The organism is Salipiger sp. (genome assembly GCF_059781815.1).
On sequence record NZ_JBYNAH010000093.1, the window covers coordinates 967 to 18,065 of the forward strand.

Annotated in this window: 14 protein-coding genes; 8 read left to right on the plus strand and 6 right to left on the minus strand. The window is 66.5% G+C overall.

From position 1 onward, the window contains the following. The 3 genes from AC6RA4_RS12480 to AC6RA4_RS12490 all read left to right on the plus strand — a co-directional run. On the plus strand, window positions 1–2,179 hold a 2,179-nt coding region (locus tag AC6RA4_RS12480), incomplete at its 5' end, for a VCBS domain-containing protein (RefSeq protein ID WP_500160734.1). Between the two features lie 69 nt (window positions 2,180–2,248). Beyond that, window positions 2,249–2,884, plus strand: coding sequence for a hypothetical protein (locus AC6RA4_RS12485; RefSeq protein WP_500160736.1), 636 nt, complete (start codon window positions 2,249–2,251; stop codon window positions 2,882–2,884). Between the two features lie 209 nt (window positions 2,885–3,093). Then, window positions 3,094–3,405 (plus strand): hypothetical protein, encoded by a 312-nt coding sequence (locus AC6RA4_RS12490; protein WP_500160738.1) that lies wholly within the window; start codon window positions 3,094–3,096, stop codon window positions 3,403–3,405. Window positions 3,406–3,868: 463 nt separating this feature from the next. On the opposite strand, the gene AC6RA4_RS12495 is transcribed toward AC6RA4_RS12490, so the two are convergent. Next, a complete protein-coding gene (locus AC6RA4_RS12495) occupies window positions 3,869–5,191 on the minus strand; it encodes a mechanosensitive ion channel family protein (RefSeq protein WP_500160740.1) in 1,323 nt (440 codons plus the stop codon). A 157-nt stretch (window positions 5,192–5,348) separates the two neighbouring features. Here AC6RA4_RS12495 and AC6RA4_RS12500 point away from each other — a divergent pair, with 157 nt between their 5' ends. The 3 genes from AC6RA4_RS12500 to AC6RA4_RS12510 are packed head-to-tail and all read left to right on the plus strand — an operon-like array spanning window position 5,349 to window position 7,454. After that, the gene (locus AC6RA4_RS12500) at window positions 5,349–5,993 is read left to right on the plus strand and encodes a hypothetical protein (RefSeq protein WP_500160742.1); all 645 of its coding nucleotides are present in this window, start codon (window positions 5,349–5,351) and stop codon (window positions 5,991–5,993) included. Between the two features lie 20 nt (window positions 5,994–6,013). Continuing rightward, window positions 6,014–6,625, plus strand: coding sequence for a DUF1326 domain-containing protein (locus AC6RA4_RS12505; RefSeq protein ID WP_500160762.1), 612 nt, complete (start codon window positions 6,014–6,016; stop codon window positions 6,623–6,625). Between the two features lie 19 nt (window positions 6,626–6,644). Next, a complete protein-coding gene (locus AC6RA4_RS12510; protein WP_500160744.1) occupies window positions 6,645–7,454 on the plus strand; it encodes a DUF2182 domain-containing protein in 810 nt (269 codons plus the stop codon). Between the two features lie 353 nt (window positions 7,455–7,807). On the opposite strand, the gene AC6RA4_RS12515 is transcribed toward AC6RA4_RS12510, so the two are convergent. The 3 genes from AC6RA4_RS12515 to AC6RA4_RS12525 all read right to left on the minus strand — a co-directional run bounded on the left by AC6RA4_RS12515 (window position 7,808) and on the right by AC6RA4_RS12525 (window position 11,311). Continuing rightward, window positions 7,808–8,893, minus strand: coding sequence for a hypothetical protein (locus AC6RA4_RS12515; RefSeq protein ID WP_500160746.1), 1,086 nt, complete (start codon window positions 8,891–8,893; stop codon window positions 7,808–7,810). A gap of 307 nt (window positions 8,894–9,200) precedes the next feature. After that, on the minus strand, window positions 9,201–9,662 hold the full coding sequence (locus AC6RA4_RS12520) for a hypothetical protein (protein WP_500160748.1): 462 nt from the start codon (window positions 9,660–9,662) through the stop codon (window positions 9,201–9,203). Beyond that, a complete protein-coding gene (locus tag AC6RA4_RS12525; protein ID WP_500160750.1) occupies window positions 9,659–11,311 on the minus strand; it encodes a multicopper oxidase family protein in 1,653 nt (550 codons plus the stop codon). Before AC6RA4_RS12525 ends, AC6RA4_RS12520 begins: the two co-directional genes overlap by 4 nt. A gap of 484 nt (window positions 11,312–11,795) precedes the next feature. Here AC6RA4_RS12525 and AC6RA4_RS12530 point away from each other — a divergent pair, with 484 nt between their 5' ends. Beyond that, entirely contained in the window at window positions 11,796–13,427 is a 1,632-nt protein-coding gene (locus AC6RA4_RS12530) for a hypothetical protein (protein ID WP_500160752.1), read from the plus strand. Window positions 13,428–13,636: 209 nt separating this feature from the next. Here the strand turns inward: AC6RA4_RS12530 and acmB are convergent, their stop codons facing one another. Together acmB and AC6RA4_RS12540 are read right to left on the minus strand one after the other, a co-directional pair. Continuing rightward, window positions 13,637–14,836, minus strand: coding sequence for a methyl acetate hydrolase AcmB (gene acmB / locus AC6RA4_RS12535; protein ID WP_500160754.1), 1,200 nt, complete (start codon window positions 14,834–14,836; stop codon window positions 13,637–13,639). A 96-nt stretch (window positions 14,837–14,932) separates the two neighbouring features. Beyond that, entirely contained in the window at window positions 14,933–15,943 is a 1,011-nt protein-coding gene (locus AC6RA4_RS12540; RefSeq protein WP_500160756.1) for an AraC family transcriptional regulator, read from the minus strand. A 269-nt stretch (window positions 15,944–16,212) separates the two neighbouring features. On the opposite strand from AC6RA4_RS12540, the gene AC6RA4_RS12545 reads away from it, so the two are divergent. Next, the coding region (locus AC6RA4_RS12545) for a sigma-54-dependent Fis family transcriptional regulator (protein WP_500160758.1) at window positions 16,213–17,099 on the plus strand (887 nt) is incomplete at its 3' end.

A 17,099-nucleotide genomic window follows, 5' to 3' on the forward strand; every position in this document is an offset into this window, starting at 1 on the left:
CGATGGGACCAGCCATGTGCTCACGGTGACCATCTCCGGCACCAACGACGCGCCGGGGCTGACGGCGACGACGGCCTCTGCGACGGAGGACGGCGCGCAAGTGACCGGCAGCTTGCCGGGCACAGACGTGGATACGGGCGACAGTCTGAGCTACGCGGTGACGGGCGCGACGCCGGCGGGCTTCACGCTGGATCCGGACGGCAGCTGGAGCTTCGATCCTTCGAACGCGGCCTATCAGTCGCTTGCGGAGGGCCAGGGGCTTCCGGTGCAGATCGCGGTGAGCGTGACCGACAGCACCGGAGCGTCGACGGCGTCGACGCTGACGATCACGGTGACGGGCACGGACGACCAGCCGGTGGTGGCCGGCGCCGTGACGCTGCCGGGCGGACCCGAGGACCAGACGCAGGTGATCACGGCGGCACAGCTTCTTGGCCAGACGACGGATGTGGACGCGGGCGATGTGCTGTCGGTGTCGGGCCTCCCGGTGGCGGATCACGGCACGTTCTCGCAGAACGCCGGCGGCAGCTTCACCTATCATCCCGAGCCGAACTACAACGGCCCGGTGGCGATCAGCTACGCGGTGACGGACGGCACGGGGCCGAGCGTTCCGGCGAGCGCGTCGATGGTGCTGAGCCCTGTGGGCGACCCTGCGGTGATCACCGGTGGCACCGGAACGGTGACGGAGGATGTGCATGTCACCGGTGGCAACCTGACGACCGGTGGGACGCTTGGGATCACGGATCCGGACGCTGGCGAGGCGGCGTTCACGCCGGTGACGGCGGGGGCTGGGAGCTATGGCAGCTTCAGCCTCGATGCTCACGGAGCCTGGACCTACACCGCCGACAACAGCCAGGCAGCGGTTCAGGCGCTCGGGCCGAACAGCGCGCCGCTGACCGACACGCTGACGGTGACCAGCGTCGATGGGACCAGCCATGTGCTCACGGTGACCATCTCCGGCACCAACGACGCGCCGATCGTCAGCCACGGAGATCTCGGCAGCACCAACCAGGATCAGCCGCGAAGCTTCACCGAGACCGAGCTGCTGCAGAGCGTGCAGGCCACCGAAATCGACACCGGGGATACGCTCAGCATCAAGTCGGTGAGCGTCGATCCGCAGTTTGGCACGTTCAGCCAGGGGCAGGGCGGCGCGTGGGAGTTCCACCCGGCCGCAGGAGTCACGCATGACAACATCCCCGTACAGATCGTGGTGCGTGACAGCAGCGGGGCGACCAGCACGGCGAGCGCCGATCTCGACGTCTCGCCTCTGCCGCAACCGACACAGGTGCAGGGCGTCGGCACGCAGCACCTGACGGGCAGCTTCTCCGGTTTCGCCGGTGGCTGGGGGATCGCGACGCCCGGCGGCGGCAGTGTCGTGACGTTGCAGGGGCAGTATGGCAGCCTGACGATCGATCCTCAGACCGGGCATTTCGATTACCACTACAACCCGGACTCGGCGGTCATCAAGCACGGCGGGGGCGGGGCGGTGCCCGGGCTGCATACCGATCCCTTCACCATCACGCGCCATGGCCAGATGGTCGGCGATGCCGAGGTCGTGGTGAAGATCGACGTGCAGAGCGTCCACGGCAATAGCGGCCACCATATTGACCACACGACGCTTCAAGGGATCACCCTCGTGCCGGTCGCGCCCTCACAGCCGGACGAACCTGACGACTCGACGGTCGAGAGCCTGACCATCAGCCCGATTGCCGACGACGCGGCTGGCCTGCCGGATCATCACGGGCTCGATGCCGCCGCACTGGGCGTGGCGCAGGATGCGGCCGCGCCTGCCGAGCCTGATCACCTTGCAGCGGAGCCGGACGAAGCAGGTGCAGCGCCGCATTCGTTGCTGGGGCTTGCGGACCACGACACAGGGCCGACACCGGAGCCAGAGCCGGACACAATGGCGCCTTACCTGCAAGCGGTCGGTGGCGGCGCCCCTCCGCCACAGGCCGATGTCGATCATGGCGCGTCTGCCTATCTCGACAGCCTCGGCGTCAGCCCGGCCGATCTGCCCGACCCCGGCCAGACCGGCGTGCCCGACGATCCGGCGCTGCTGCCCGATCCGGCGGGGCTCGACGCCGAGCACCATCCCGATCCCGAGGCGCATCACGACCTCCCCGTCGACGATCCGGTCGACGACCCAAGCCTGCCCGACCCCACGGACGACAATACCGGCTAATCTGCCGACCGGCGCGCATCCCTTGCGCCAAAATTTCAGGACGATTGTCCGACTATTGGAGCGAACGATATGGCGATTTCTCAACCTGTTTTCCTTGCTGCCGGCGTTCTTGCGGGAACCTTCCTTGCTGCCGGCATCGCCGCCGCCGATGAGGAGGCGGCCATCGACGGGTGCCGCACCCAGTTGCTGACCGTCGGCGGGCCCGATGCGCAGAACGGCATCGAGATCACCTCCTCCGAGTTCAGCGAAGCCGGGACAATGGTGCATATGCGCGACGCGGGCGGCACCAGCTGGGAGTGCATTGGTTACAGCGATGGCGCGGTCGGCGACCTTCGGGTGGTGTCCGCCGCCGATGACGGGGCGGGGGCAATGCCGGGCGCCGTCAGCACCGTGTCGGGCAGCGTCACCGTGCAGTTCCAACCGGGCACCAGTGGCGCGACCTATGACGGCACGCTCGCACCGGGCGACAGTGTGCAATACGTGCTCGGGGCACGGGCCGGCCAGGACCTGTCGGTCAACGTAATGCCGCAGGGGGCCGTGATCGACTATCAGATCTTCAATCCCGACAAGAGCTTTCTGCTCGACATGATCAGCAGCGACATGCCCTATCGCGGCGAGCTCTGGCAGTCGGGCAATCACGTGGTCGAGGTGATCAACCGCACGAACGCCCCGCAGGCGTTCTATGTCGAGTTCGCGATCGAATGACTTCGCGCCCTCGGCTCAGTGCCCGCGATGGGATTGGTGACACTCACCGTCGTGGTCCTCTTCGCGCTGGCCTCGGCCGTGGCGCTCGGGATCTATCTCACGGCACCTTCGGCTGGTTCGGTGCTGAGCCGGACCCGCTCTTGGAGCGGTTTTTTTGTCGCTGGGGCTGATGCAGAAATGATCTTTCATAACGCAAAAGGAGAAGCGATATGGGCAAAGCTATTTTAGCGATCCTCTGTCTCGTGGTCGGAATGGTCATTGGCGGGATCGGCGCGCTGACCTTCGGCGGCGGTGCCATGGCTGGTCTCGGCATTGCGACCGGGCTCTCCGCTGGCATCTGCTCGACGGTGCAGGCTGCGGTCGAAGAACAGCTGCTGACACCTGAGCAGGTCGACCAGGTTCTGACACGGGCCGCCGGCGACATGGCTGCGATGACTGGCGAAACCATTGAAGGCGAGATCGTCGGGAGCAGTGCCGGCTGCGCCGACGTTCTGGAGAGGCTGCGCGCCGCTGCCGGTTGACCTCTCGTGTCCCCGGAGATCCGGCTGGGCGTAGGGGGGAGATTGTCTGGTCGGCGCCGCCGGAGCTTCCTCGCCCTCTTCAGGGCAAGCCTCGGTCTGGCTGCACCGCGGCCAAGCTCGTCGCGCCAACACTGGTGCTCTGGTTTGATGGGGATACAAGCACGTCCGTCCACCTAAAGACGCTTTCAGCAGTGCCGAATGGTCCCGCCATTTGAAGGTGTCGAAAGAGCGAAAATGATCGTTTCTGACAGAGACCCTGCGATTGCGCGGTTCACGTAGCCGTTCACCACGAAGGGGTCCGGAAGCGGTTGCCATGAAAGAAGTCTGACGAGCGAAAAAGTCTGGTCTGCCCGCGCCGCCACTTATGCTGCGGTCAGACCTTCCATCCGCTTCATTCGCCTAGGACCGCGACCGGTCATCCGCTGCACGTGACAAAATGACGGCTCGGGCCGGGCGCGTCTGATTATTCGCGAGGCGCACTTCTCGCGAGGAGGTCGGTGCTGTCTTGGCGCTCGGCGTCGACAAGGGGGATCAGGGCCGCTTCTTCCGATTTATGGACCGAGCGCTCCTCTCTTGCGGCGGGAGGCTGCGATACCGGTGCCTTGCGCGGCGGTGCGGCGGCGGTGAGCGGCGACGGTCCCGCGCCCTCCAGGCGGATGCGATAGGTCGTGTCCGGGATCGCCACGCCGGCCTCTTCGATGGCAGTCTTGACGAGGCGGATGGCATCGCCTCGCGCGGTGGAAAAGCCGGTGGCGTTTTGGTCGATCCACCCGGTGGCGCGCAGGATCGCCCCGGACTCGGTAATGTTCTCGATCCAGACGAGCTCCTCGGGATCATCGAGCACGAAAGGTTGCGCTTTCAGGGCCGCTTGCGCCAATGCGCGCGTCGCCTCGAGATCCGCGTCGGGGTCGATGCCGATGTCGAACATGAACCGCCGGGCCGGGTTTTGGGTGTAATTCACGATCTTCCCTTTGAAGACCGTGGCGTTCGGAATACGGACGTGGTTCCCGTCGAGCGACAGCAGGATCGTCGCCCGCGAGGTCAGACGGATGACGCGGCCGACGTCGCCCTCGATCTCCACCAGATCGTTCGGGCGGAACGGCTGGCGGAGGCTGAGCATGATGGAGGCCACGAAGTTCTCGACCGTGTCGCGGACCGCGAAGCCGATGGCGAGGCCGATGATCCCGGCGGCGCCGAGAATGGTGCCCAGCAAGGCCGCCGCTCCGAGCAGGTCGAGCGCGACCACGATCCCCGCGATGCCGCAAGCGACGCGGAAGGCCTGCCGATAGATGGCGGCGATGAACGCATTGGGAGAGATCCTGTCCCAGAAACGCAGGTGTGCCACGAGGAAGCCTGCCACGAGGATCACCGAGAAGGCGGCGAACGCCAGAAGAAACAGCGGCAGGCGGGAGATCAGCTGCGCGATCCGTGCCCGGAAGCGTTCCACCGCGGGGTTGAGCTGCTGCGCGAGATCGTCCGAGGCCGCGAGAGCGTTGTTCACCGCGACGACGCCTTCGAGGCGCTCGGCTATGCTCTCGGCCTTCGCGCTGGTGGAGGGGTCTGCGACGTCGCCCGTAAGCGAGACGACCCCGGCATCGACGGTCACGGTGATGCCGTCGAATTCGAGCGCGCCAAGGATGTCTCGCAGACGCTTCGCGATGGCTGTGTCGTCGGGCACGTCCTCGACCGCCAGCGTGGGCGAGGCCTCGGCCTCGGTCATGCTGTCCTGTGCAAGAAGCTGGCACGGGGCGAGTAGGAGGCTGAGGCAGAGGAGGAGCTGTTTCATACACGCCTAAATAGCGTGGCGCGGGTGCGCCGCCAACTGAGCGCGCTGCGGCTCGCTCTTGGTCGGGGACCGCTGACGAACAATTAGGCGGCAATCGCGTCGTCCGTGCCGCGGCGTGGTCTTGAGGAAGCCCGGCTCTTGCGGGACGTCGGACCTCGTGAAGACCGGTGATTTTGCGCAAAGCACGAATGTCCTGATCGGTGACGCGGCAATGTGGCGTCGTATCAGGCGATGGATGGTCGATCTGGGCCGCTCCTTTTCGTGGGTCTTCGCGGCAGCTGCGAAGCGCTGCATCTGCTCGCTCGGAAAAAACGCTCGGAGCGGACTTGAGGCGATGCCGCAGGCTCAACCCGCTGCGCGGTGCCGCGCCTCTGCTATCCTCGGCCATCGGCAAGTGGGCGAGACCGTGGCCGGCATGGTGGATCGGGGAAACACGATGCCCGGCGCACATCTGCCAGAGATCCGCACCCGCCGCTCAGCTTGGAACAAAGGCCGCACCGTCGGCCAGAAACCTCTGCTCGAACCGACGCAGGTCAGGACAATCCGGGCCCGTCTCGAGATCGCGCAGAAGACCCGCGAGCCGGTTCCGCTCCAATCCCGCCATCACGCCAAGCTGCGCGGCTGCGACCGCGCGAGGCAAAGGGGCGCAGACGTGTATGCGGCAGGACTGACCAAGCACGGCGCCTCGAGCATCGAGAGCATGACCAGAGAACCGGTTCGCCGCGCGAAAGATGACAAATCCTATCATTTCGTGTATTTTCCCGCCACGCGGTTGGGGTGTTTCACGAGGACAGTGACATGACACCCTGGTAAATTCACGGAATTGAGCTCGCGAACTGCAACTGCCACACGGGGTGCCCGTGCCAGTTCATGTCGCTGCCAAGCAAGGGCTCTTGCGAGGCGGCGGTCGCCTTCATCATCGAGAAGGGGCATTATGGGGATGTCGACCTCTCGGGCACCAAGCTCGCGCAGGTCTACAAGTGGCCGGGTGCCGTGCATGAGGGCAATAGCACGATGCAGACCATCATCGACGACAGCGCCACGCCGGAACAGCGCGCCGCGCTGGAGAAGATCGCGACCGGCGAGGATACCGAGGAGATGGCCACCTTCTGGTGGGTGTTCTCGGCGATGAGTCCCAACAAGCTGGAAACGCTCTACAAGCCAATCGATGTGGCGCTGGATTTCGAGGCGCGCACCGGCTCGTCCAAGGTGACGGACGTGTTCGAGACCGTGTTCGAGCCGCTCACCAACCCGGTCACCGGCGCCGAGCATCGCGCGCGGATCAACCTTCCCCACGGGTTCGAATACCACGTGGCCGAAGTCGCGAAGGCCACCACCAAGACCCATGGCGAGATCCCGATCTCCGAGAACATCGGCACGCATGCCCATTTCTGCGAGCTGCATCTGAACAACAGCGGCCTTCTCGCCGCCTGATCCGGAAGCGGAGCGCAACATGTCGGACACCGATCTGATGGAGCGCGTGCTGCGGCGCGACCGGCTGCTGCTGGTCGCGTTGCTGGCGCTGCTTTTCCTGCTGGCCGCGCTCTACACCATCTTCGGTGTCGGGATGCGGATGACCGCGTTGCAGATGACCGCCATGCGCGGGATGCGGGACATGCCGGGCATGGGCACGCCGGGAGTGTGGAGCGCCGGCTATGCCGGGCTGGTCTTCCTGATGTGGTGGGTGATGATGGCGGCGATGATGCTGCCGAGCGTGGCGCCGACGGTGCTGCTGAACGCAGCCCTGCTGCGGCATGCCGGCAAGGGCGGTGCCGTGGCGGGGATCTCGGCGGCCTTCGTTGCGGGCTATCTGGCGGTGTGGGCCGGGTTCAGCGCCGCGGCTGCCGGCACGCAATGGCTTCTCGAGGCGCGGGGCGTGGTCTCGGCCGGGATGATGACCCTGACCGACACGCTCGCCGGGGGCATGGTGCTGGTCGCGGCGGGCGTGTTCCAGTTCACGCCACTCAAGGCCGCCTGCCTGTCGCAATGCCGCGCGCCGGTACGGTTCCTCACCGAGCGCCGCCGGCCCGGCGCGTCGGGCGCCTTCCGCATGGGGATCGAGCACGGCGCCTATTGCCTCGGCTGCTGCTGGTTCCTGATGGCCCTGCTCTTCGTCGGCGGGATCATGAACCTCTACTGGATTGTCGGCCTGGCCGCCTTCGTCGCAATCGAGAAGCTGGCGCCATGGGGCGACCGCTTCGCACGGATGGCCGGCGCGGGGCTGATCCTCTGGGGCGGCTGGGTGGTGCTTCTGGCGTTCTGAGAGGTCCAGCGTCAGGTGCTTTCGACCGGGAGAGAGAGCTTGCACGGATCGAGATGATGCACAGGTGCGTGCCGGTGTAGAGCCTGGTATCTGCTGGCCGCTCGAGCGCGATCGCCACGTTCTACATGCCGAAGGGGATACAGACACACGCCGATCCAGAGACGCCCAGGCCTCTCAAGTCTGAGCGCCGGGGCAGTCTTGGATCATCGCTTTTCAGGCAAACGGGATCGCGCCGGCTGTGGCGCGCGGAAAAGCTCGCGCCAATCTTGGTGCAGGACAGGCTGGCACGAAGGGGGCCAGAGCATTCACAAGGCCCCCCTGCCGCTGCGATCTTGTCGGGCGGTATCGGCGAATTATAACACCGCGCGCGCGATGCGGAGCATCTGCAAGAGCTCGTATTCCTCGTCGTTCAGCTGCACGAGTTCGCCGTTCAAAACGGCGTAGTTCTGATCGGCATCAAGCTGCGGCAGGCGGTAGAGGTTGATCAGCTCATCCTGCGTCAGCGCCGCTGTCGGCGCAATGCGTGTGCCGTCCATCAGATCCGTCGCCCGAGCCATCTGGTTCACCAGCAGCAGCGACCGGTAGTCGTCGTCTTCGAGCAGCACGGGAAGACCATCGATCAGCGCATAGCGCTGACCCTCCGGCGCGGGATCGAGATCGAAGAGCGTCGCGATCTGGTCCGACTGCAGCAGCAGAAGCTCGGGATCCGGATCGATCTCGCGGTCACGGCCCAGCCAGTCGTCGCGGCGCTCGACCCAGAGGGCGTCATAGCGCTCCCGATCGTAGGAGACCCATTCTTCATAGCTCACGCCGTCGCGCGCCAGACCGGGCGGCACGCAGGGCGGATCCTTCTTTGCAAGGCCCGGCGGGCAGTTGCTGTAGCGGATCAGCTCATCTTCGGGCGTATCGGAGAGCAGCAGCTGCGGCGTTGCGAGCGCGAGGCCGGTCGCGGCCAGAACCCGTGCCATGTCGCGGCCCGCGGGCGCCGGGGTCGAGACGACGCGTTTTACGACCTCGTTGCGCTCGGCCGCGGTGAAGCGGGGCCGATCGTTGGGACCGTTCCCCTTGCCAGACGATGCCTGCTTGGCTGCGTTGCCGTTCGCCTTGGGTGTCGGTCCGCGGGCCTGCTCGGGCTTGCCCTTGCCGTTGCCGGCGTGATCGTTGCCCTTGGCAGGCTTGCCGGCACCTTGGGCATTTCCCTTGCCCTGGTCGTTTCCATTGCTGGCGTGATCATTGCCGCGGCCCGGATTTCCCTTGCCGCCATTGCCCTGACCCTTCTTCAGCAGCTTCTTGTTGCCGCCTCCGTTGCCATTGCCCTTGCCGTTGTTGCCCTTGGCCAGCCAGATCTGCGCGGCACCCGCCGTGCCAAACTCCGTGACCCCGCCTTGCGCGTGGATCGGAGCGGCGGAGAGCGATGTCGATGCGAGAGCGAGCGCCAACGCGCCGCCGATACAAAACTTGTTCATGCGAGAAGCCTCCCGTTTGGTTAGGCAACGCAGCGGATAGGCGTGGTGTTCCCTGTCTTCGCGTTTCGCTGATCGCGATCCGGCAAGCCAGCAGGCCGTCCGGCGGACGCACGGTGCCCCATAAGCTCCTGCGAATGCTCGGCTGTGGAACCTGACACCGCGGCGAGCCTCATGCCGCGATAATTCACCCGGCGCGGTCGGGTTCCGATGGCGTGCAACCGTACCCAGGCTGATGACAAGCCAGGAAATCCAGCTTCGCAGCCGTATCCGGATCGGCAGCTCAGCTCGGGTCGATCACCGTGAACCGCACGACGAAGACGCCGCCCGGGACAACCCGGTCCAGCGAGTCTGGCACCCGCTCCGTGGTGAAGGTGATCCTGCCCTCATCCCCGGCGCGGACCTCGGGGGAAAGCGCGAGGTCGAACACCAGAAGGGACGTGGTCCCGTCGATGCGGTTCGGGGAATAGACCATCGTCCGGCCACGATAGGCGACGTTCTCGCTGGCCTCTTCGCGAAATTCCCACATGGCCGGGTTGCCGGGCAGCTGCACCTGCAGGGGGTAGCCCTTGCGGATCACCTGCACCCGCCCCTCCGCGTCGGGGCGGTTTTCGACATTGTGCTGCTGGGTGAAGATGTAGGGGCGCGGTGCGGCGCCATCCTCGGGCCAGGGCGGATACCGCGTCTCTGCAAAGGCGCCGGTGCCGAGGCTGGCGAGAAGGAGCGTGAGACAAAGCCGTATCATATGGTGCAGGGCCCCGATCCCGAAGGGGCTGGCGTATCCGGGATCGGCGGCGGGTTCGCCATGTCGGTCCCGGGCGGATAGATGAACAGGTTCGCCATCATGCCATTGTCCTCGTGGGGCAGGATGTGACAGTGGTACACGGTCTTGCCGGACACGTCGGGGCGGAAATAGATCCGGATCGTGAGCTCGCCCTTCGAGGGCAGTGCGATCACGTCCCACCATGTGTCATCGTGTGTCGGCTGACCGTTGATCGCCACCACCTGAAACGGGTTAACGTGGATGTGGAACGGGTGCTGGAAGACGTCCTCGTTGATCAGCGTCCACTCCTCGACCGTGCCGCCGAGAACCTTCTGATCGATACGGTTGAGTGAGAACACCTTGCCGTCGAGATAGAATTTCACCGGGACGAGGGCACCGTCTCCGGACACGCCCTGATCGCCGGCAGGATCGTTGCCCGAGATCTCGCCCTTGAAGCGGATCTGCCGCCGGTTGGCAATGGGCAGGTCCGGCATCTCGGGCGGCTCCACCAGCCGCGTCGGGATCGGGTCTTGTCGGGCCTGACCGGCGACCTCGACGGTGCCGATAATCCAGCCGGGGCGGGCGCCGCCGGGATGGCCCTGTTCGTAGATGTCCGCATGCAGCGCGTAGCTGCCGGCCCGACCGCCCTTCACGAGGAACTCTGCCCGGTTGCCCGGTGCCATGAGAATGCGTCTGACCGGTCGTGGCGCGGCGAAAGGGATGCCGTCCTGCCCGATCTGGTAGAAATCGTGGTCATCCAGATTGAGCCAGAAAAAGCGGTGCGGCGCCGCGTTGAGTACGCGCCAGCGCTGCACCTCGCCGGGCTGGATGTCGATCGTCGGGCGCAGCTGGCCATTCATCGTCAGCAGCATGTCGGTTGGCTGGGAGGGGATCGGAGAGAAGGGCGAAAAGCCCGAATTGGGCACCATCGCCGCGCGCGGAACCTCGCCCGCCGGGTTCACCAGCAGACCGTTGAGAATGATCACACGCTCGCGCAGGTCGCGGATCTCGGGCACCTCGTCGATCTCCCCCTCGACGATGATCGCGCCGGAGAGCCCCTGCCACGCCTGGTGCGACGTGCTGCCATGCTTGTGCGGGTGGTACCAGAACATGCCCGAGGGCTGGGGGCGGCCGGTCTCGGGACCGGCGATGTTGTAGGTGTAGCGCTCCGGGGCACAGAACGGACGGAGCACCTGGTAGACATTGTCGTGGTTCTCGCCCGGCGAGACCTGAAGCCCGTGGACATGCACGTTGGTATATTCGAGCTGGTCGAACATCGCCTGTTGGTCCGCGGTCGCCCCGTCGGGGATGCCGGTCGGGGTGATGAGGTTCGCCAGATCCCAGTCCACGCGGTCGCCGGGCTTCACCCGCAGGGTCGGCCCCGGCAAGGAGCCCTCGGCCATGTGCTCGAACCGGTAGGCTGGCATGTGCAGGGTGCGGTCTCCGACACGGAAGCGGGCGTTCTGAACGATCAACTGTGTCCGCACACGACCGTTCTCGGAGCGAAGCTCGGGCAGCGTGCGCAACGGCTCGCCGGTCATGGCAAGGGCGTCCGAGACACCGAGCGCTCCGGCGCCAAGCGCAAGGGCGGATGCCGCGCCAAGCGACTGGAAGACATCTCGACGGTTCACGGATCCCCCCTGCAAAGCATTTCAAATATCGCGCGTCGGCGCTGATGTTCAATGCAACCTATGGGTGTCGATTCGCGCAACACTCTTCTTCGGAAAAGGTCTGCCGCCGAACGGCCTGCAAACTTGCCGCGCGTCATCGGACGGCGGCCCGTCGGTGTCTTAACCGCCATGGGAAGACGTGCTTCTTGGGATTGGGCCAGCGTGTCAGGGCAGGGCAGGGCAAAAGCGCCGTCCGCCCGGCGGCGCATCGGATGTCTCGGCCTGCTTCCGAATGAAGGCCTTCTGCGCCTCCGTTGAGTTCGATGCCCGCAAGCGTCTCCGCTCCCCTCCCGGCCAGCAAAGACCAGCCCGAAAACTCCAGCTTCAAGCTGGTCCAGCTCTTTCGGGGGCAGAGCGCAGCGCGACTCCCATGATCTGCGAGGGGAGGGGCGTCGGTCCCTCGCGATCCGTGATAAGCTGGTGCCATTCACAGGGAGAATTGGACATGGACTATTTCGACCTTGGCACCTTTCACCGCCCGGCCAGCGACCTTCCCGAGGCCCAAACCTGGGCAGATCGCGGCATGGTCTGGCTCTTTGCCTACAACCACGAGGAAGCGATCGTCTGCTTCGACAAGGCCCTCGCCACTGATCCGGGCTGCGCGCTGGCGCAATGGGGCATCGCCTATGCGATCGGGCCGAATTACAACAAGCCGTGGGAGGTTTTCACCCCCGAGGAGAAGGCGCCCGCGCTGGCCCGCGCCCATGCGGCCCTCAAGGCCGGGCTTGCCCTCGACGCCGCATCGCCGGTCGAAAAGGCCCTTCTCGAGGCGCTGGCCTCGCGCTACCCGCAGGATCCCGGCATCGAGGATTACCAGCCCTTCAATGACGGTTTCGCCGCCGCGATGAAACCGGTCTACGCGGCTTTCCCCGACGATCTCGACGTCGCCTTTGTCTATGCCGAGGCGCTGATGAACCGGACGCCCTGGCAGCTTTGGGATCTCAAGGCCGGCACCCCCAACCCCGAGGCCTCGACCTCAGAGGCGATGGCCGTGCTCGAGCGTTGCTTCGACACGGACCCCGCGGCGTGGGACCATCCGGGCCTTCTGCACATGTATATCCACCTGATGGAGATGTCGCCTTTCCCCGAGCGGGCGCTGCGCCATGGCGACCGGCTGACCGGGCTGGTCCCGGATGCGGGCCATCTGGTGCACATGGGCACCCATATCGACGTGCTCTGCGGCGACTATCACAACGTGCTGGCGCGCAACCTTGCCGCGGCCGAGGTCGACGACCGGTTCAAGGCCCATGCCGGGGCGGCGAATTTCTACGCGCTTTACCGCATCCATAACCTGCATTTCGCGCTCTACGGCGCCATGTTCCTCGGCCGCAAGGCCGATGCGCTGAGCACCGCCCTGCGCCTGCGCGGCGAGGTGCCGGACGAGGTGGTGCGGGTCTATCCCGACCTTTTCGAGACCTTCGTCGCCGCCCTGCCGCATGTCTATATCCGCTTCGGCATGTGGTCCGAGGCGCTCGAGCTGGAGCTGCCCGAGGACACCGAGCTCTACACCACCACGAACGCGCTCATCCTCTATGCCCGTGCGGTGGCACTGGCCAATCTCGGGCGCCATGACGAGGCCGAGACGGCGGGTCGGGCTTTCGACGCGGCCTATGCCGAGGTGCCCGAGGAGCGAATGCTGTTCAACAACTCCGCCCGCGACGTGCTGGCGGTGGCCGAGCAGATGATGCGGGGCGAGATCGCCTTCAAGGCCGGGCGGCGCGAGGAGGGGCTGGCGTATCTGAGGCAGGCGGTCGCCCGCGATGACGGGCTGATGTACGAGGAGCCGTGGTCCTGGCCGCAGCCGACGCGGCATGCGCTCGGCGCGTTGCTGATGGAGGCGGGAGAGTACGACGAGGCGGAGGCGGTTTACCGGGCCGATCTCGGCCTCGTCGAAGCCTTGCCGCGTCCGAGCCAGCACCCGCGCAACGTCTGGGCGCTGCACGGTCTGCACGAATGCCTGCAGCGGCGCGGCGAGACGGTGGAGCGGCGGCACATTCGCATGCTGCTCGATCAGGCGGTGGCCCGCGCCGACATCCCGATCCGGGCAAGCTGCCTCTGCCGTGCGCGGGCAGCCTGACGCGCTCCGGCTCGGAGCGCCGTCAGCACCGAGCCGCCTCGGAGGGCCTGCCCGTCGCTGGCGCGCCGCGCTTTGCGAGGCACATGGTGCTGCAGGAGGGCGCGTTTGGGCAGGCGGTCCTCGCATCTGTCTCGCAAGATCGCGCGAGACCTGCGTTTCGTGACGGGGGCGACACCGGGCCGCCCCCGCCGATCGGCGATCCTCCGGGCTCAGGCCGAGCGCAGCGCGTCATAGACGGCGGTCTCGAACGCGAGGTAGCCGGGGAAGGAGATGGGATCGCCAAAAGGCAGGATCTGTGTTGCCCAGTAGCCGCCGAGACCGTTCCGGCGGTCGATCCAGTAGTAGCTGTTGGCAAGCCCCGCCCAGCCAATGGCACCGGCGGGGCGGCCGGTCGGAGCCTCCTCGCTGTTGACCATGAAGGTGTAGGACCAGTCCTTGCCGAGGCCCGGGAAGAACTCGGCGTCGTTCGACAGGGACGGGATCACCCCGGGCAGCATCGTCACCTTCTGCGGCGGCACCAGCGCGCCCCTGACGGCCCAGTCGACGGTCTCGGGCTTCAGCACCCGACCGTTCGGGCCGTCGCCGTCATTCAGCCACATGCGGATGAACTTCATGTAGTCCGGCACGGTGCCGTAAAGTCCGTGACCGCCCATGTCGACCTCGGGGTTGTCGGGCAGGGCGAACCCGTCCATCGGCTCGAGCGCCATGCCTTCACCGCGGGCGTGGATCGTGGCGGTCCGGGCCTTCATCGCGTCGGTTCGGGTGAAGGCGATCTCGTCCATGCCGAGCGGATCGGAGACCCGCTCGCGCATGACCTCGCCAAGGCGCTTGCCGCGGATCCCTTCGACGACCTGCCCGACCCAGTCGATGTTGGTGCCGTACTCCCATTTCGCTCCGGGATCGAAAAGCAGCGGCGTCTCCAGCGCCGCACGAGAGCCGGTGACCACCGAGGGCTGGCCGTGTTCTTCGGCCATGCGCTTGTACATCTCGTTGAAGAAATCGTAACCGAAACCCGCCGTGTGCAGCATCAGCTGCCGGGTGGTGATATCGGTCCTGGGCGCCCGCAGGCGCGGCTGTCCACCGGCGTCGAACCCTTCGAGCACCTGCACCTCGCCGAGCCAGGGTGCGTATTCCTTCGCGGGGGCATCGAGGTCGAGTAGCCCCTCTTCCACGCATTGCAGGGCGCAGGTGCCCGCGATGGCCTTGGTGGTCGAGAAGATGGCAAAGACGGTGTCCTCGGTCATCGGCTCGCCGCCCAGACGGCGCTCACCGGCGGCACCTGAATAGAGGGTGCTCTCGCGGTCCGTCACCATGGCAACGACGCCCGGAACACGGGCCGCCCCCTCGCTCACCCGGTTCAGAACGGCGTCGAGCGCCGCGGCGAGATCCTCTGCGTGGATGTCCTTCATCTTGTCCTCCCATGAACATGCGAGGACCATGGTGACCGGCCGCGGCGCCGTCCGCTGTCACCAAGCGGAACGTGCTGTCCGAAATCGGAAGCCGAATTAAGCGCCGGTCCCGCACCTGCGCGCGCGGGTCTGGGAGGGCGTCTCGCCGAAGCGCTCGCGGTAGCGACCGGCCAGCGCACCGAAATTGCTGAAGCCCCAGGCGCTGGCTATCGTGGTCACGGTCAACTCCTCGGGCAGCGTTTCGAGATCCTGCCGGAAGCCCTCCAGCCGCCGCGCCGCCAGAAAGCCGCGCGGGGACAGGCCGCGGAACTTGCGGAAGCCGCCCGACAGCGTCCGCGCGGACACGCCGACGCGCGCCGCGACGTCGCCGATCGACGGGGCCTCGCGCGCCTCGGCGGTCATGATCTCTTCCGCCTTCCGCACGTACCCCGGCGCCGCAGAGCGTGCTCCGGTCTCCAGAGATAGTCCTGCCGCTCCGGCCCACTGTCGCAGCAGCTCGACGCAGAGGATTTCCTCGATATGGCGCGCCATCGCGGTGTCGTTGCCGCCGCCCGCGCGCACCAGCGTCCGCGCCGCATAGTCGAGCAGCGACAGCCAGGGCGATCCCGGCCCGCCGAATTTGACCCTGCGCGTCCAGAGGCTGTCGTCGGGCACGAAACCGTACCAGCGCTCGGCGGTGTCGGCCATCGCCCGGTGGGGGATGGTGAGGTTCAGCTGCATGTGGTCGGGGTCGCCCTCGAGCCAGTACTCCGTGCGCGAACAATCGACCACGAAGCTCTCACCGGCTGCCGTGGCGACCGATCCACCGTCGGTCTGGTGGTCGAGCGCACCCCTGAGCGTGTTCAGGACCAGGATGTTTCCGGCCTCCGGATCGAACCGGTCGAGATGAATGCCGGTGCCATAGGAAAACCGGGTCATGGTGACCCGCCCGGCTTTTGCCGAGATCATCGTGGCGTCCGGTCGCGACAGCCGGACAAGCGGCTGCACCCGATAGGGCATGTAGACCGTCCGACAAAAGGCCTCGACCTCGTCCCAATCCATCGAGCGCGTGGTGCTGTCATGGCGGATCGCCCGGCCTTCCGCATCCCGCACGAGGGCATCTTGCAACAAAACCCCGCTCCTCCTCGCGATTTCGATGATCTGGAACGGTAGCACAGTTTCGACGCAGATCGATCCGCTTTGGCATGGCCGCCGCACAGGGCGGCTGTCCTCTGCGCAGGTCGATCGCAGTGTTGCGGGATGGGCAGGCCTGAGGGACAGGAGACAGCGACGGGTGGCAGGTCACCGGATCGAACTGACGGTGGGAGACATCGACCAAAGTTCATCCGGCATTTGCGCCCGCGCATGTTAGGATCGTGCCCGAGGAGGGGGCGCAGATGACCGGGCGCAAGCATGTCGAAGAGATCGCGCAGGTCCTGGACGGCCGGGCCACCGGGCGCGACAGCTATGTCGATGCGTCCTGGCGGCGCTGCGTCGAGCTCTACGGCATGGACCCGGCCCGCAGCGAGCCCGCGCATATCGTCACCGAGGCCGAGTTCCGCACCCATCGCGATCAGGCCGATTGGATGATCGGGGCCGCCCGGGCCAGCCTGCAGAGCCTGTTTCGGCAGGTCGCGGGGCAGAATTACGTGCTGCTGCTGACCGATGCGAAAGGCGTTTGCGTCGACTTCTTCGGCGACAGCCTCTTTACCGACGAGCTGCGCGGAGCGGGGCTCTACCTTGGCTCGAACTGGTCCGAGGATCTTGCCGGAACCTGCGGCGTGGGCGCCTGCATCGTGACCGGCGAGCCGGTCACGGTTCATCAGGACGACCATTTCGGCAACGCCCATACCGCGCTGTCCTGCACCTCGGCGCCGATCTATGACAGCCTCGGCCAGCTCGCCGCGGTGCTCGACATCTCGCTGCTGCGCTCGCCGTCGCCCAAGAGCAGCCAGAACCTCGCCATGTCGCTGGTGACGGCGGCGGCGCGGCGGGTGGAGATGGCCAACCTGATGGCCTCGAGCCGACGCGAATGGGTGCTGCGGTTTTCCTCCAGCCCCGAGTTCCTCGACGTCGACCCGGAGGGCGCGGTCGCGCTCGACGGCTCGGGGCGGGTGATCGGCGCCACCCATGCGGCGACGCGGATGCTCTCGCGCGGGGGCAGCCTGATCGGAGAGCGGATCGACGGCCTGCTCGGGATCGGCGTCGACGATCTGCCCGACCTGATGCGCGACCGCCCGACCGAAGAGCGCGTCGTGGCGCTGGGCGATGGCGGCGCGGTCTT

Excerpts from the sequence above, each read along its gene's own strand:
- AC6RA4_RS12485 (WP_500160736.1), top strand. The coding sequence starts at position 2,249 with ATGGCGATTTCTCAACCTGTTTTCCTTGCTGCCGGCGTTCTTGCGGGA.
- AC6RA4_RS12490 (WP_500160738.1), top strand. The coding sequence starts at position 3,094 with ATGGGCAAAGCTATTTTAGCGATCCTCTGTCTCGTGGTCGGAATGGTC.
- AC6RA4_RS12495 (WP_500160740.1), bottom strand. The coding sequence starts at position 5,191 with ATGAAACAGCTCCTCCTCTGCCTCAGCCTCCTACTCGCCCCGTGCCAG.
- AC6RA4_RS12510 (WP_500160744.1), top strand. The coding sequence starts at position 6,645 with ATGTCGGACACCGATCTGATGGAGCGCGTGCTGCGGCGCGACCGGCTG.
- AC6RA4_RS12520 (WP_500160748.1), bottom strand. The coding sequence starts at position 9,662 with ATGATACGGCTTTGTCTCACGCTCCTTCTCGCCAGCCTCGGCACCGGC.
- AC6RA4_RS12530 (WP_500160752.1), top strand. The coding sequence starts at position 11,796 with ATGGACTATTTCGACCTTGGCACCTTTCACCGCCCGGCCAGCGACCTT.
- acmB (WP_500160754.1), bottom strand. The coding sequence starts at position 14,836 with ATGAAGGACATCCACGCAGAGGATCTCGCCGCGGCGCTCGACGCCGTT.